The organism is Neorhizobium tomejilense (assembly GCF_964254135.1).
Lineage (GTDB): Bacteria > Pseudomonadota > Alphaproteobacteria > Rhizobiales > Rhizobiaceae > Neorhizobium > Neorhizobium tomejilense.
In genome coordinates this window covers 901371-916532 of the sequence record NZ_CAXUSO020000001.1, presented here as the reverse complement: position 1 = coordinate 916532, position 15162 = coordinate 901371, and the positions used below count along the sequence as shown (strand labels likewise).

The following is a 15162-nucleotide window of genomic DNA, read 5'->3' as shown; positions in this document are numbered from 1 at the left end:
TTCCACCGCAGGAACGGCCATTTCGGCCTTCGTCAAGAGCACGCGACGGAATTCTCGCCAGCGCTTTCAAAATCTGCCTCGACACACTATTTCTCCGGCAGCGGCCTTCGTGCAGGGAATCGGGCCGCTTCAGCGCAATATTTTGACAAGCTGCCGGTCTCCGGCACATGTCTTGGGCGCACGGTTCGAATCGGTGATGGCCGGATGTCGATATCCGGCGGAGACTATGGAATGAACGGAACGAAGCTGCCCGACGGCGGCGTTCTCTATGACGAGACGGAAGAAGACGACGACGATGTGCTCGTGGCAGAACCGAGCCAAGGCCCCGCCGCGTCGATCGACTGGAACGAGGGCTGGAAGAACGACAGCGGGCTGAAGGGCGCCGACCTGATCGCCGAATTCGTCAAGCACCTGCCGAATGCGCCGGGCGTCTACCGGATGTTCAACGACGCGCAGGATGTGCTTTACGTCGGCAAGGCGCGCAGCCTCAAGAAGCGCGTCGGCAATTATGCGCAAGGCCGCGTCCATTCCAACCGCATCGCCAAGATGGTGCGCGAAACCACCCACATGGAATTCGTCACGACGCGGACGGAAACCGAGGCGCTGCTGCTCGAAGCCAACCTCATCAAGCGCCTGCGGCCGCGCTTCAACGTTCTTCTGCGCGACGACAAGTCGTTTCCCTATATCATGATCACCGGCGACCATCGGGCTCCGGCGATCTTCAAACATCGCGGCGCGCGGGCGCGCAAAGGCGATTATTTCGGACCCTTCGCCTCGGCTGCTGCCGTCGGCCGCACCATTAACTCGCTGCAGCGCGCCTTCCTGCTGCGCACCTGCACCGACAGCGTGTTCGAGACCCGCACCCGCCCCTGTCTGCTGTTCCAGATCAAGCGCTGTTCGGGGCCCTGCACCCACGAGATCAGCGACGAGGGTTACGCGGCGCTGGTCGGCGAAGCCAAGGACTTCCTCTCCGGCAAGAGCCAGAACGTCAAGTCGGCGATCGCCCGCCAGATGGCGGAAGCCTCCGAGGACCTGGATTTTGAGCGCGCTGCCGTCTATCGCGACCGCCTGGCGGCGCTCAGCCACGTCCAGAGCCACCAGGGCATCAACCCGGCCGGCGTCGAGGAGGCGGATGTCTTCGCCATCTATAACGAGGGCGGCCTCTCCTGCATCCAGGTGTTCTTCTTCAGGACCGGCCAGAACTGGGGCAACCGCGCCTATTTCCCGAAGGCCGATCCGCAGCTTTCCGGCCCGGAAGTGCTCAATGCCTTCTTGGCGCAGTTTTATGACGACAAGCCTGTGCCGAAGCAGATCCTGCTGTCCGAGACCGTCGAGGAACAGGAATTGCTCGCCCAGGCTTTCTGCGAAAAAGCCGGCCACAAGGTGACGATCTCCGTGCCGCAGCGGGGCGAGAAAAAGGACCTGACGGACCACGTTCTGGCGAACGCCCGCGAGGCGCATGGCCGCCGGCTTGCCGAAACCTCGTCGCAGGCGCGCCTGTTGCAGGGGCTTGCCGAGACCTTCGGGCTTTCCTTCGTACCGCGCCGGATCGAGATCTACGACAACTCGCATATCATGGGCACCAATGCGGTTGGCGGCATGGTCGTCGCGGGGCCGGAAGGTTTCGTGAAGAGCCAGTACCGCAAGTTCAACATCAAATCGACCGACATCACTCCCGGCGACGACTTTGGCATGATGCGCGAGGTGATGACCCGCCGCTTCTCGCGCCTGCTCAAGGAAGAGGGCATTCCCGACCGCACCGCCGCCGCGGCCGCCAGTGCCGAGGATGCGGCCGATGCCACCTTCCCCGCCTGGCCGGATGTGATCCTGATCGATGGCGGCCAGGGGCAGATGAGCGCGGTGCGCGCCATTCTCGACGAACTCGGCATCCGCGACGTGGTGACTGCGATCGGCGTCGCCAAGGGCGTCGACCGCGACGCCGGCCGCGAGCGGTTCTTCGCCGACGGACGGTCAGATTTTTCGCTGCCGCCGCGCGATCCGGTTCTCTATTTCATCCAGCGCATGCGCGACGAGGCCCATCGTTTCGCGATCGGCTCTCACCGGGCAAGGCGCAAGAAGGAGATGGTCAAGAACCCGCTGGACGAGATTTCCGGGATCGGGCCTGGCCGCAAGCGCAAGCTGCTGCAGCATTTCGGCACGGCGAAGGCGGTGTCGCGCGCCGGCCTGACCGACCTCATGGCGGTCGAGGGAATTTCGGAGGCCGTCGCCAAGCAGATTTACAATCACTTTCACGAGAACCGGGCCGGCTAAATCGGCCCGACGCAATCGGCTGTAAAAAAGCCGCGGGAACATGTTGACGCCTTCCTCCTGAGGCATCAACTAGGAGCAAACATCCGGAAGGCTCTCCATGGCGTCGCGCGCATACAATATTCCCAATCTTTTGACCTATGCGCGCATTGTGGCGGTGCCGATCATCGTCGGCTGCTTCTTCATCGAGGGGCAGCTTGAAAGCTCCGATGTGGCGCGCTGGACAGCGCTGGTGCTTTTCGCCGTCGCGTCGATTACAGACTATCTCGACGGGTATCTCGCCCGCATCTGGAACCAGACGTCGAATATCGGCCGCATGCTCGATCCGATCGCCGACAAGCTGCTGGTCGCCGCCGTGCTGCTGTTGCTCGCCGCCGACCAGACGATCGCCGGCTGGTCGCTCTGGGCGGCAATCACCATCCTCTGCCGCGAAATCCTGGTGTCGGGCCTGCGCGAATACCTGGCTGCGCTGAAGGTCTCGGTGCCGGTCACGCGCATCGCCAAATGGAAGACGACGATCCAGATGGTGTCGATCGCCTTCCTGCTTGCCGGGCCTGCCGGCGATAAAATCTTGCCCTACACGACCCAGATGGGCATCGTGCTTCTCTGGCTCGCCGCGATCCTGACCTTCTACTCGGGCTATGATTACTTCAAGGCCGGGGTCAAACATCTGGTGGACGAAGAATGACCGTCAAACTCGTCTATTTCGCCTGGGTGCGTGAACGGATCGGCAAATCCGAGGAGGATCTCGACCTGCCGGCAGGCGTCGTGACGGTCAATGACCTGCTCGCGCATCTGACGACGCTCGGCGAGGAATACGAGAACGCGCTGCAGTTCCCCGACGTCATCCGCGTCGCCATCAACCAGGAACATGCCGAACACGACGAACCGATCGCCGGCGCGCGCGAGATCGGCATCTTTCCGCCGATGACCGGAGGGTGATAATGGCTGGGGCCGGCGCCAGTTGCGGAACAACCCATTCCTCCCCGGCGGGGAGAGGGAGAGGTTGCCCATGACCGCTCCCACCATCCGCGTCCAATCCGCCGACTTCGACCTGCAGGCCGAAATTGCCGCCCTCACCGCCGGCCGCAAGAATATCGGCGCCGTCGTCACCTTCACCGGCCTCTGCCGCGACGAACAGGGTGCATTGTCAGCGCTGGAGCTCGAACACTATCCGGGCATGGCGGAGGCTGAAATGTTTCGCATCGGGGAACTGGCGATCGAGCGCTTCTCGCTGCTCGGCCTCACCGCCATCCACCGGTTCGGCAAGATCATGCCCGGCGAAAACATCGTGCTGGTCATCGCCGCCGCCCCCCACCGTCAGGCGGCCTTCGACGGCGCCAATTTCGTCATGGACTTTTTGAAGACCTCAGCCCCGTTCTGGAAGAAGGAACACGCCGCCGACGGCGCCCAAGGCGACTGGATCGCTGCCAAGGACGCGGACGACACTGCCCGCGACAAATGGCGGTGACTACGGCACCACCCGCTCCCGGCGGCTCATCACCAAGACCATGACCAGCAAGGCGACGATCACCAGGTCGCGCCAGACGATCGGGCCGTAGCCGCTCCAGAGCGTTTCGGCAAAGCCGATGACGGCCGCGCCTGCGGCGGCACGCAGGGGATTGGAATGACCACCGGCCGCGGCGATCAGTACGACCTTCAGGCCGAACAGCAGGCCTGCGCCAAAATCCATCGTGCCGTAGTGGGAGGTCGCGAGCACGCCGCAGATGGCGGCGTAGAATGCCGCCGCCGCGTAGGCCGTGACGAAAACCCGCGCGGAATTGGTGCCGGAGAGTTCCGCCGCCAGCGGATCGTCCGAGACCGCCCGCCACATGCGGCCCCAATGGGTGCGCTCCAGAACCAGATAACCCGCCCCGATGATCGCCAGCATGACGGTAACGTTGGCGAGCTGGATCAGCGTCAGCGTCACCGGAAAGCCGTCTGCGTCCCAGAAGACAATCGCGTCGTTGAGGAAGGGCGGCAGCCAGAGTTCGCGCGTATCGGCGGCGATGCGGGCGCCCTCCATCAGCACCATCAGCGCGCCGAGCGAGGCGACGATCACCGCATTCGGCGAGATCTTTGCAAGCGGCCGCATGACCACCTGCCCGATCGTTATCCCTGCCCCGATGCCGCCAGCGATCCCGGCCGCGGCGCCCAGTCCCAATGCGGCCGGCAGGACCAGCCAGAGCCGGTTCCAGCCGAAATGGGCAACGAGCAGGTAGAGGTGTCCGGAAAAGGCGAAGATCGCACCATAGGTGATGTCGGCCCTTCGCGTCACGGCGAAGGCGATCGCATATCCGAAGGCGAGCGTCGCGTAGAGCGCTGCCAGCGGAACCGCGTTCGCCAGTTGCTGCAAGAGATAGGCCATGGGCACTCCGATAGCGTCGACGAATATAACTGGTCAATCACACTTTACCAGTTATAATATCGCATGAGCTTTTCCTGGACCCCGCATCGTTTTGCCGGTGGCGCGCTGGCGCTGGATGTCGCCAACAGCGTCATCCTGCGCATCGACCCCGAGCGCAGCATTGACCGGTTCGCCGAGCCGCAGCAGATGCATGCTTTTCCGAAAGCAGCCGAGAAATTTTCGGCCGAGCGGTCGCTATTCGGGGATCTCGCACCTGTCCCGGCCGAGAACCACACGCCGTTCATCGCGCTGCGCGAAGCGATAGACCGCTATTTTCGCGCCCGTGTTCGTGGTGACGACGCGCAGGCGTTGCTTGCCGATTTCCTCGAAGCGACGGCAGCCATCCTGCGCCGTGCGGAGAGGAATTCGCTGGAGGCGGCGACCGCCCATTCGGCGCTCAGGCTGCTTGCCGACGAAGAGATTTCGCGGATGAAGATCTGCGGCAGTTGCGGCTGGCTGTTCCTCGACCGAAGCCGCAATCGCAGCCGTACCTGGTGCGACATGGCGGTGTGCGGCAACCGGGTCAAAGCCAACCGCCATTATCATCGGAGGAAGAAGGAGGCCGCGTCATGATGCGCCGGTTTATGGTTCTCAGCCTTGCAGCCCTCACCCTTGCCGCATGCCAGCGCGAGGCGGAAAAGCTGGTCGAGGTGAGCGGGCATATCTTCGTGTTCAACTACCGGGTCGCCAGCGCCACCTACCTCGTGACGCTCAACAAGACCGGGCCGATACCCGAGGGAACCGTGGCGATCGCCAAATTCGACGACCCTGCCGGCGGCGATCCGATCGTCATCAGTGAGAAAATCTTCCCGGCCTGGAACAAGATCACCCTGCAGAGCCCCAATGTCCGCTGCGTGCGCAAGGACAAGCCCTATTCCGTTGATATCCGGCTGGTGGATGCGGGCGGGCGGACGCTGCAGGAATTGAAGACCCAGCTCGTCTCCGACGTCGACCAGTCAGTGCTTCCCAGCAAGCCGCTGGTGCTCGGAGCCGGCTACGAGCGGAATCCGGATGTCTTCAAGCCGGACGGGACGACCGACTACGGCCGGGACGCCGACTGCCCGGCCTGAAGCGATAGACGCCAGCCGAATATCCCAGAACGAAAAAACCGGGGCCAAAACCCCGGTTTCATCAAAGTCTTCCGGCGAGATGGGGCTTAAATCAGCCGACGATCTCGGTTTCGGAGAACCAGTAGGCGATTTCCTGGGCGGCGGTTTCCGGAGCGTCGGAGCCGTGAACCGAGTTCTCGCCGATCGACAGCGCGAAGGTCTTGCGGATGGTGCCTTCGTCGGCGTTTGCCGGGTTGGTGGCGCCCATGATCTCGCGGTTCTTCAGGATGGCGTTTTCGCCCTCCAGAACCTGGACGATGGTCGGGCCGGAGGTCATGCCTTCGACCAGCTCGCCGAAGAACGGACGTTCCTTGTGAACGGCGTAGAAGCCTTCTGCCTCGCGCTTGCTCATCCAGACGCGCTTGGAAGCGATGACGCGCAGGCCATTGTCTTCAAACACCTTGGTGATGGCGCCCGTGAGGTTGCGCTTGGTGGCATCCGGCTTGATCATCGAAAACGTGCGTTCAATCGCCATTGTTCTATCCTTCGTTTCCTGTGGCCCCGTGACTAGGGGGAAAGTGGGCGGTCTTTACCCGCCCCTTTCACTGGAAACAAGGGGGTTCGGGCAATTTCACGCCGCTGTCACACTGCGTCCGACGCCATTATGCAGGTCGAGGCAGCGTTCGAACCACAACCCGACCGGGTCGTCATCGGAAAACACCTTGGTGCCGGCGGTGACGCGCATCCATTGCAGCGCCCCGAACAAGATATAGTCGACAAAAAGCGGGCCGTCGCCGCCGATGAAGTCGTGATATTTCAGGGCGTGGCGGATCGGCTCCAGTTTTGGCGCGAAACCGTCGATCTCGGCCTGGCGGTTCGCTTCCATCTCCTCCAACGTCCTGCCGAGCCGGGCCTCGCGGCTGGCGCGGAAATAGACCTGGTCGGTCTCCCCGAGCATGTCATGAATATTCTTGACCGCGATCTTGGTGATCGCCGTATGCACCACCATCTGGGAAAAACCCTCGACGAAACGGGCGAGCGCCTTACCGGCCGGGCCGCCGAACAGCGTCGGCCGGTCCGGATAGGTCTCCTCCAGATAAAGCGCGATCTCGAAACTGTCGCGGATCAGCTCGTTGCCGTCCCGAAGGATCGGCACCGTCTTCGAAAACCCGCCTTCGAGGCTGGGGATCTCGGTAAACGGCGTCGGTTTCTCGATGAAATCCAGGCCCTTGTGGGCGAGCGCCTGCACGACTTTCCAGCAATGCGGCGAAAACGGGCGGCTCTCATCGGCGCCGCAGAGCGAGTAGAGAATACGGGTCACGGCAGGCTCCTGATCTGGACATTTGGCTGGCGATATTGAAAGCAAATTGCCTTTTGAATCCAATCAGGAAATTTCATGAATCGCATTCGATCGACCATTTCGATGGTCCCTTAACCGTAACTACCGGCAATCCGGCCCTTTTTAGCAAATGTTAAAGCCGGTCCCGCATGGCTTGTTTCACTATCGAGCAACTGTGGGGACGAGAGATGGCGGGCGAAGCGAGCAGAACGGGACAGGATCGCGGCCTGCAGGCTGTCGTCCAGCTCATGGCGAAGCTGGACGTGAGCGGCCTGCCGCGCAATTACGAGCTCTTCCACGAGGCGCTGCTGGGCGGCGACCCCGCCCTTTCGCGCGAAGTCTTGGCACTTCCCGCCGGTCCTTCCCAGACGGTGCTCGACGAGATGGGGCTGCGCCATCAGCTCTCGGCTTTCGTGGCGCTCATGCCCGCCAGGGGTCGCGATCAGGAAATAAAGCTGCTGCTGGAGCTCCGGGACAAGATGGCAAGCGGCGTCACCCAGAAGAAGGGTTTCAGCCGGGTTCTGGAAACCGTCGCCCGCAGCCTGCGCCAGGACAGCACGGCGGGGCCTGAGGATATTCTGGCCGAGATCGAATATCTGAGCGTCTCGCTGTCCGATGCCGTGGTCGCCGAAACCGAACTGGAAGCTATTCTTCGCGCCGGTGCCGATCGCCTCGTCAAGGCCGAACGCGAAGCGTCGGCTGCCCGCTCGGTAACGCTGCGCGACCGGCTGACCTCGCTGCCGAACCATGCGGCGCTCGCCGAACGGCTGGAGGCGCTTTACGGCATAGATGCCGACAACCGCGATACCGCGCTGTTCCTGGTGACGGTTACCGATCTGCCGCATTTCGCCCGCACCTATGGCGATCCCGCCGTCAACCGGATCGTCAAGAAGGCCGCCTCGATCTTCCGCAAGGCGATCAAGAAGAACGATTTCCTGGCGCGCATCGGCAAGGGTGATTTCGCCTTCGTCTTCCGCGACGTCGGCCGCGACAGCGTGCAGACGATCGCCGAGCGGCTGATCGCCTCGATCACCGACAATCTCGTCTTTGCCGCTTCCGACGGCACGAGCGGCATCGGCCTGTCGGTCGGCGCAGCACTCGCCGCCAACGCCTTCTCACCACAGGAACTCCGCCTCCAGGCCGGCACGGCGCTTGAAACGGCCAAGGCCAATCCGCGAATGATCGTCGCGCTTCACGGCGAGGCACCGAAACGGTCATCCTGAATCGGCCAGGATTTCCAAAACAGAATAGAGGCCGCGGTTTCCCACGGCCTCTATTCTGCGAACGAACGAACGAAGATCGGCGGCCACTAGCGATACGTCCGACGGTCGCCCTCTTGCCCTACCAGCAGGCCAGCGGAATTATGCCGGCACGAACTGGTTCTTCTGCGTGAACCGAACGGAGACATCCGTGACACCGGCGAAGCTCACCTCGTAGGCCGCCGAAGACGTGGAGGTGTCGATCACCTGTCCCTGGACGAAAGAGCCGGCGAGAATGTAATATTTCGGCTTCGGCGTGAACTGGTACAAGAGACCGGGCTCGAGCTGGACCGCGATCGTCGGCTTGCCGGCCATGGCGATGCCGACATTCAGGTAGACGCTCTTGCTGGCCTGCACCGGCACGGTCGGAATGGTGTCGTCCGCCTTGGCGAGGATAAGGCCTTTCGTCGCGTCGGATGGCCCCTCCGGAAAACCGGGGGCGCCATAGGGGAACGGCCCCTGATAGGTCACCGGCACCTGATTCTGATTGTTGATCATGACGCCGACCGAGCTCGCCGTCTGGAAGGAACGCGGCGAGCCGGGCGTGCCCTGTTGCTGAACGTAGCCAACGGTCACGGAATAGTCGATCGTCCAGTTGAAGGACGACGTGCTCGGCTGGTCGGGGGTACCCGCAGCGGCTCCGCCGACCATCCAGGCCAGCGACAGGGGGTCGACCGACGGCCCGATAATCTTCGGGATCGTCTGGAACAGGGCAAACTGCTGCCATTTCGCGTTTTCGTTGAGAACCGTGAGGCTGTAGGGCTGGCCCCCTGCCTGTGCGCTGAAGGCCTTGATCGCGTTCTGCCCCATGTAAATGGTCATAATACATCTCCTCATTTGGGTTGCCGCCACGACACCATGCGGTGGCGGCATCTGTGCTCACGGCACCGGCTTCCGCGGAGCATCATTTGCACGAACACAACCTAGGATATTTAAATCTGAAAATATGTCACACAGGTAACAACCCTGATTTGCATTTTTGCTAAATATCAACCCTGCAGACGGCAGCCATATTTCCGATCTTAGGGTGGATGCGAGCAGATGAAAACAATGAAAAACATGAAGATATCAGATGAGATAAGAAAAACAGAGCTGTTCAGCACTGCTGATGACGATGTCATTTCAGCGTTCGCAAATAAAATAAATATAAACACATATAGAGATCGGCAAACACTATTTCTTAGTGGAGATATTTGCGATACACTTTATGTTATACTGTCAGGTGGCATTTGTCTTTATTTTATATCCGAGAAAGGCAATGAAGTAATTTTTTCCGAACTTCAACCAGGGGACGCAGTCGGCGAGATTGAGTTCGCCCTCAACTACCGGCATTCCTCGAACGCAGTGATATGCGGGGCGACGCGGCTGCTCGAAATCGACCGGAAAACCTTCAATGAACTCTCGGCGATCCCGCAGGTGTCTTCCTACCTAATGCGGACGATCGCCCGAAAGCTCCACCGCACCATCATGTTCGCGGAGGGAATGGCGCTTTACCCGCTGGAGACTCGCCTTGCTCGTCTGCTGCTCAATCTCGGCGCCTCCCACGGAAGGTCGACCAGCGACGGCATCCTCATCGAAAAACCGATATCCCAGAGCCGCATGGGCCAGCTCATCAATGCCAGCCGGCCGCGCATCAATGCTCAGCTCCAGGCCTGGAAAAGCGAACGGCTGATCGGCGTGCGGCAGCACCGCATCATCATTTTCAACAAGAGATCGCTGCAGATCATCTCGCGTCATTCAGACCCTGCGGCCTGAATGACGCGAGTGCCTCTGCGGGCGCCGGACCAGTGCGGCGATGCCCGGCGCCGCCCCCAACGCTCGGCCCGGAACGGCCGCTTACGGGCAGCCGTTCTTGACGATCGCGATCAGGTCAGCGGTATCCTGGGTGAAACTCGGCCCGTAGACACCGTCCGGCGCTCCGCTGGAGACGACGCTGACCGCCTTGTGGACGTTGTTGGCGGTCACGAACCACGCCCCGCCGCTTGCGCCGCCGCCATACATGGGATGCGGGCCGGCGTCATAGGCGGTGCCGGCCTGCACGGTGATGCGGGCCGTTTCCCGATACATGTATTCGCCGCCATCGAGCCGCCCAGGGTAACCGGTGATCGTCACATTGTCATCGACATGAGCGCCGTCAATGCCGAGTTCATATTTGCCGACCGCGGATGCCGCAGTGGTGCGCATCACCGAATAGTCGAACTGCGACCGCGCCATGCTCGGCGGGTTGCCCGACACCTCGGTCCAGCGCAACAGCACTGCCACCCGGTCGATTTGGTAGAGAGTTCCGCCACCGCCCGCATAACCTTGATAAAAGCGGATATTGGTGGCCTGGTTGCCGTTGCCCCAGGCGGAATGGGCGGCACCCATGACGATCCGGTCATCCGCGACAAACTGAGCGCTGGCCGTGTAATCCGCGCCGCCGAGCGTAAACAGCAGCTTGCCTCCGAACTTATAGGGCGCTTCATTGATCGGCGCTCGCTCCGCATCGGTATCCTTGAGGCTGCGCCGTTGTTCGGTGAGACTACCCTCGGCCCGGCCAATCGTCTCCCCGAACGGAATCGCATTGGCGATCCGTTCCGCAGTCCAGTAGCCGCCGGCGGCGCCCGCCAACATGGCACCGCCAGGGCTCCAGCAGGTAAAGTCCACCGCCCCGGCGCTGAGCGGCGTCATCAGTGCGGATGCCGACAGCAGCATCGACCACGTCAATCTCGTTACTCTCATGACATTTGCTCTCCCGATCGAAGTTCGATCGCACCATCGCGACCCGCGGCGGCGCCGCCTCAATGATCTACCAGAGCGTGCAATTTCCTTCTGTTTCCCTCGGCACAGCGAAATACCGGTCCATCGGCGCCCTTGCCAACAAACGGTGTTTCGGCCAAAACCGCCGCCATGATCACGATTACCGAACTTTCCGCCCGCATCGCCGGGCGTCTCCTCCTCGACAATGCCAGCGTGACGCTACCCGCGGGCACAAAGGCGGGGCTCGTCGGTCGCAACGGCGCCGGCAAATCCACGCTGTTCAAGGTCATCACCGGTGAACTGGGGTCGGAGACCGGTTCGGTCTCCTATCCAAAGAGCGCCCGGCTTGGCCAGGTGGCGCAGGAAGCGCCGGGCACGGAGGATTCGCTGATCGAAATCGTGCTTTCCGCCGACAAGGAGCGCGCCGCACTGCTGGCGGAGGCGGAAACCGCCACCGATCCGCATCGCATCGCCGACATCCAGATGCGGCTCGTCGACATCGATGCGCATTCGGCAGAGGCGCGCGCGGCCAGCATTCTCGCCGGTCTCGGCTTCTCCCAGGAAGCCCAGTCCCGCCCTGCCTCGTCGTTTTCCGGCGGCTGGCGGATGCGCGTGGCGCTCGCCTCCGTCCTGTTTGCCGAGCCCGACCTGCTGCTGCTCGACGAACCGACCAACTATCTCGATCTCGAAGGCACGTTGTGGCTGGAAGACTATATCCGGCGTTATCCGCATACCGTCATCATCATCAGCCATGACCGCGACCTCCTCAACAACGCGGTCAACGCCATCGTGCATCTCGACCAGAAGAAGCTGACCTTCTACCGCGGCGGCTACGATCAGTTCGAGCGGCAGAAGGCCGAGGCCGACGAATTGCAGACCAAGGCGAAGGCCAAGAACGAGGCCGCCCGCAAGCACCTGCAGAGCTTCATCGACCGCTTCAAGGCCAAGGCCACCAAGGCCCGGCAGGCGCAGAGCCGCGTCAAGGCGCTGGAGCGCATGGGCACCGTCGCCGCGGTGATCGAGGACCACGTGCAGCCGATCACCTTTCCCGAGCCGGAAAAACAGCCCGCCTCGCCGATCGTTGCTATCCAGAACGCCGCCGTCGGTTATGAACCGGGCAAGCCGATCCTCAAGAACATCACGCTGCGCATCGACAACGACGACCGCATCGCCCTGCTCGGCTCGAACGGCAACGGCAAGTCGACCTTCGCCAAGTTCATCGCCAGCCGGCTCAAGGCGGAAAGCGGCGATATCCGGCTGGCACCGAGCCTGAGGATCGGCTTCTTCGCCCAGCATCAGCTCGACGATCTCGTGCCGGCGGATTCGCCCGTTGCCCATGTGCGCCGGCTGATGCCGGATGCGCCCGAGGCCAAGGTTCGCGCCCGCGTTGCGCAGATGGGGCTTGCGACCGAAAAGATGGCGACGGCCGCAAAGGACCTGTCCGGCGGCGAAAAGGCGCGTCTGCTGATGGGCCTTGCGGCCTTCCACGCACCGAACCTGCTGATCCTCGACGAACCGACCAACCATCTCGACATCGACAGCCGCCGTGCGCTGATCGAGGCGCTCAACGACTACGAAGGCGCCGTCATCCTGATCAGCCACGACCGCCATCTGATCGAGGCCACCGTCGACCGCTTGTGGCTGGTCAACAACGGCACGGTGTCGAACTTCGAAGGCGACATGGAGGAATACCGCAACCTGATTGTCAGTTCCGGCAAAAAAAAAGACGAAAAAATTGAGCTAACCGAAGATCTCTCATCCAAGGCGGACCAGCGCAAGGCGAATGCGGAAAAGCGCGCCTCGTTGGCGCCGCTCAAGAAAAAGATCAACGAAATCGAGGCTGTAACCGCCAAGCTGGAGAAACTGATCAAGGCTCTTGATAAAGAACTTGGCGACCCCGCCCTCTACGAAAAAACTCCCGCCAAGGCCACCCAGAAGGCCAAGGAACGCGGTGAAGCCGCCGCCAAACTCTCTGCCGCCGAAGAGGAATGGCTGATGCTGTCGTCGGAATACGAAGAGGCGATGGCGAGCTGAGTTTGCTCCAGCGGTGAATATTACCCCCTTGCCGACCAGACCCGCGATATCCTCGACGACGTGGCCCTAGTCGGGAAATCGGCGAACCCGCCACCCGCAATGCGATTAATCATTGAATTAGGAATCTATTATAATATCGGCCGATTATTCACAGGGATGATTTTCCGGCCTTATGTCCAATCCGCGGCGGCTTCTCGCTCTTTCTGGCCTGCTTGCGGATCGCCGCGGCAATATTGCCATCATGTTTTCCCTGCTGCTCGTGCCGCTGATCACCGCCGTGGGCGCCAGCCTCGACTACGTGCGGGCCTATAACGCCCGTTCGAAGATGCAGGCCGATCTCGATTCCGCCTTGCTCGGGGCAGTGAAAAGCGTGGGAACACTGGATAATGCTGCGCTCAAGACGCGCATCCAAGAATGGTTCGCTGCCCAGACCGATCTCGGGAGCGGCGGCTACACGCTCGAAGAAATCGACATCGACACATCGAACCGTAAGATCACGGCGACAGCCCGCGCGACGGTGCCCACGACGCTGCTCAAGATTGCAGGCATAGATGACGTCGGCGTGGCCACCTCCTCGTCGGTCGAAGGCCCAGGCCGCGCCTATCTCGACGTGCACATCGTACTCGACAAGTCCGCTTCGATGCTGCTCGCGGCGACGAGCGCCGGCCAGTCCAGCCTGATGTCGTCACCCGCCAAGTGCGCCTTTGCGTGCCATACGCCGGAAGGGGCGACCTTCTCCTACAAGGGCAAGACCTATAACAATGTCTACGACCTGTCGGTGGCGATGAACATCAAGCTGCGGGCCGATGTCTCGGTGGACGCCGCGCGCGAAGTTCTAGACCTCATCGACACGGCAGACGCCGCCCATGAACGCATCCGGGTCGGCCTCTATACCCTTGGCAAGACCACGACCCAGGTATTGTCGCCCACCTTCTCGACCTCGACGGCCCGGACGAAGCTGAACGACAAAACCAGCGGGATGACGAGCGCGACCTCCGAAGAGGCGACATATTTTGACTACTCCCTGACGGCCCTCAAGCCCATGATCGGAACGGCCGGAGACGGAACCACCAAGGATGCGCCGCTGAAACTCGTTTTGATCCTGACGGACGGGGTCCAGTCCGAGCGCAACTGGGTGCTGCAAGGCGATTCCGGCATCCGCTCTCCGACAGCAAAAAGCTCGCTGCAGACCGTCGTCACGCCGATCAATTCCAAATGGTGCAAGCCGGTGAAGGACCTCGATGCCACAATCGGCGTTCTCTACACCGAATACCTGCCGATGACCTGGGACTGGGGTTACAATGCGACGCTCGGCAAGACCATGAGCAGCAGCGGTTTCAGCTCGATCTGGGGAGGCACGGTCGCTTCCGGCAAGAGCAGCAGTACGCGGACAGCCTATATCCCCAAAGCGCTCGAAGAATGCGCAACGAGCGGCGACCTTTTCCTGCAGGCGAATTCGGCCGAGGAAATCGAGGAAGGCCTGTCCTTGCTCTTCAAGCAATATCTCTCCAAAGTAAGGCTGACAAACTAGATGACGGCGATGCACCGTTTCAAAGCCCTCCTACGGAACGAGCAGGGAACGGCCGCGGTCGAGTTTGCACTGCTTGTCTTGCCATTCTTCGTCTTCCTGTTTTGCATTCTCGATATGGCGCTGATGTTCTTCGTCGACAGCGCGCTCGATTCGGCCCTGCATACGGCCGCCCGTTCCGTCCGGGTCGGCAACGCCCATGCGAACGGCTGGGATCTCGCCACTTTCAAGAGCAATGTCTGCGACGGCATGGCGCTCGCCTTCAGTTGCGAGGACGAACTCCTGGTCACGACCACTACGATGTCCGATTTCTCGTCGATGAGCTTCACGTCGCCGGTCAGCGGCGGCGTTCTCTCCGTCACCGAGAGCTTTTCTCCGGCCGGGTCGGGAGACTACGTGATGATCCAAGCTTTCCTTCCCTGGGACAGCCTGCTGGCCGCGATCGGCGCAGACGTGAACACGCTCGCCGATGGCACCTATGTGCTCTCCGCTTCCGTGATTTTCAGAAATGAACCCTTTTGAGACATCGCACGATGGTA

Annotated in this window: 16 protein-coding genes; 11 read left to right on the top strand and 5 right to left on the bottom strand. The window is 61.7% G+C overall.

Annotated features, from left to right (window positions below; all coding sequences use genetic code 11):
- Positions 1-231 precede the first annotated feature (231 nt).
- The 4 genes from uvrC (at position 232) to ACSQ3G_RS04775 (ending at position 3739) form a co-directional block, all read left to right on the top strand.
- The gene (gene uvrC, locus ACSQ3G_RS04790) at positions 232-2271 is read left to right on the top strand and encodes an excinuclease ABC subunit UvrC (protein WP_436109237.1); all 2040 of its coding nucleotides are present in this window, start codon (positions 232-234) and stop codon (positions 2269-2271) included.
- A gap of 97 nt (positions 2272-2368) precedes the next feature.
- Positions 2369-2956 carry a CDP-diacylglycerol--glycerol-3-phosphate 3-phosphatidyltransferase gene (gene pgsA / locus ACSQ3G_RS04785; protein WP_046605600.1) on the top strand — a complete coding sequence of 196 codons (588 nt, stop codon included), beginning with the start codon at positions 2369-2371 and terminating at the stop codon, positions 2954-2956.
- A complete protein-coding gene (gene moaD / locus ACSQ3G_RS04780) occupies positions 2953-3210 on the top strand; it encodes a molybdopterin converting factor subunit 1 (RefSeq protein ID WP_046667845.1) in 258 nt (85 codons plus the stop codon). The genes pgsA and moaD overlap by 4 nt, the downstream gene beginning before the upstream one ends.
- A 70-nt stretch (positions 3211-3280) precedes the next feature.
- Positions 3281-3739: a molybdenum cofactor biosynthesis protein MoaE gene (locus ACSQ3G_RS04775; RefSeq protein WP_105431939.1), complete on the top strand. Its 459-nt coding sequence runs from the start codon at positions 3281-3283 to the stop codon at positions 3737-3739.
- Here ACSQ3G_RS04775 and ACSQ3G_RS04770 read toward each other — a convergent pair whose 3' ends face one another.
- Positions 3740-4636 carry a branched-chain amino acid ABC transporter permease gene (locus ACSQ3G_RS04770; protein WP_436109236.1) on the bottom strand — a complete coding sequence of 299 codons (897 nt, stop codon included), beginning with the start codon at positions 4634-4636 and terminating at the stop codon, positions 3740-3742.
- 63 nt (positions 4637-4699) lie between these two features.
- On the opposite strand from ACSQ3G_RS04770, the gene ACSQ3G_RS04765 reads away from it, so the two are divergent.
- Both ACSQ3G_RS04765 and ACSQ3G_RS04760 read left to right on the top strand, forming a co-directional pair.
- Positions 4700-5248, top strand: a complete 549-nt coding sequence (locus ACSQ3G_RS04765) for a CGNR zinc finger domain-containing protein (protein ID WP_436109235.1) — start codon at positions 4700-4702, stop codon at positions 5246-5248.
- Positions 5245-5745, top strand: a complete 501-nt coding sequence (locus ACSQ3G_RS04760; protein ID WP_436109234.1) for a hypothetical protein — start codon at positions 5245-5247, stop codon at positions 5743-5745. Before ACSQ3G_RS04765 ends, ACSQ3G_RS04760 begins: the two co-directional genes overlap by 4 nt.
- Before the next feature lie 91 nt (positions 5746-5836).
- Here the strand turns inward: ACSQ3G_RS04760 and ndk are convergent, their stop codons facing one another.
- Positions 5837-6259, bottom strand: coding sequence for a nucleoside-diphosphate kinase (ndk, locus tag ACSQ3G_RS04755; protein ID WP_007769585.1), 423 nt, complete (start codon positions 6257-6259; stop codon positions 5837-5839).
- A gap of 96 nt (positions 6260-6355) precedes the next feature.
- Positions 6356-7045: a glutathione S-transferase family protein gene (locus ACSQ3G_RS04750; RefSeq protein ID WP_436109233.1), complete on the bottom strand. Its 690-nt coding sequence runs from the start codon at positions 7043-7045 to the stop codon at positions 6356-6358.
- Between the two features lie 206 nt (positions 7046-7251).
- On the opposite strand from ACSQ3G_RS04750, the gene ACSQ3G_RS04745 reads away from it, so the two are divergent.
- Entirely contained in the window at positions 7252-8286 is a 1035-nt protein-coding gene (locus ACSQ3G_RS04745) for a GGDEF domain-containing protein (protein ID WP_436109232.1), read from the top strand.
- Between the two features lie 138 nt (positions 8287-8424).
- On the opposite strand, the gene ACSQ3G_RS04740 is transcribed toward ACSQ3G_RS04745, so the two are convergent.
- A complete protein-coding gene (locus tag ACSQ3G_RS04740) occupies positions 8425-9144 on the bottom strand; it encodes a RhiA family protein (protein WP_105437307.1) in 720 nt (239 codons plus the stop codon).
- 219 nt (positions 9145-9363) lie between these two features.
- Here ACSQ3G_RS04740 and ACSQ3G_RS04735 point away from each other — a divergent pair, with 219 nt between their 5' ends.
- A complete protein-coding gene (locus ACSQ3G_RS04735) occupies positions 9364-10077 on the top strand; it encodes a Crp/Fnr family transcriptional regulator (RefSeq protein ID WP_436109231.1) in 714 nt (237 codons plus the stop codon).
- 81 nt (positions 10078-10158) lie between these two features.
- Here ACSQ3G_RS04735 and ACSQ3G_RS04730 read toward each other — a convergent pair whose 3' ends face one another.
- Complete coding sequence (locus ACSQ3G_RS04730) at positions 10159-11043, bottom strand: hypothetical protein (protein WP_436109230.1); 885 nt, start codon at positions 11041-11043, stop codon at positions 10159-10161.
- 168 nt (positions 11044-11211) lie between these two features.
- On the opposite strand from ACSQ3G_RS04730, the gene ACSQ3G_RS04725 reads away from it, so the two are divergent.
- The 3 genes from ACSQ3G_RS04725 to ACSQ3G_RS04715 all read left to right on the top strand — a co-directional run bounded on the left by ACSQ3G_RS04725 (position 11212) and on the right by ACSQ3G_RS04715 (position 15145).
- The gene (locus ACSQ3G_RS04725; protein WP_436109229.1) at positions 11212-13095 is read left to right on the top strand and encodes an ATP-binding cassette domain-containing protein; all 1884 of its coding nucleotides are present in this window, start codon (positions 11212-11214) and stop codon (positions 13093-13095) included.
- A gap of 172 nt (positions 13096-13267) precedes the next feature.
- Positions 13268-14626 carry a TadE/TadG family type IV pilus assembly protein gene (locus ACSQ3G_RS04720; RefSeq protein ID WP_436109228.1) on the top strand — a complete coding sequence of 453 codons (1359 nt, stop codon included), beginning with the start codon at positions 13268-13270 and terminating at the stop codon, positions 14624-14626.
- On the top strand, positions 14627-15145 hold the full coding sequence (locus ACSQ3G_RS04715) for a TadE/TadG family type IV pilus assembly protein (RefSeq protein WP_436109227.1): 519 nt from the start codon (positions 14627-14629) through the stop codon (positions 15143-15145).
- Positions 15146-15162 lie beyond the last annotated feature (17 nt).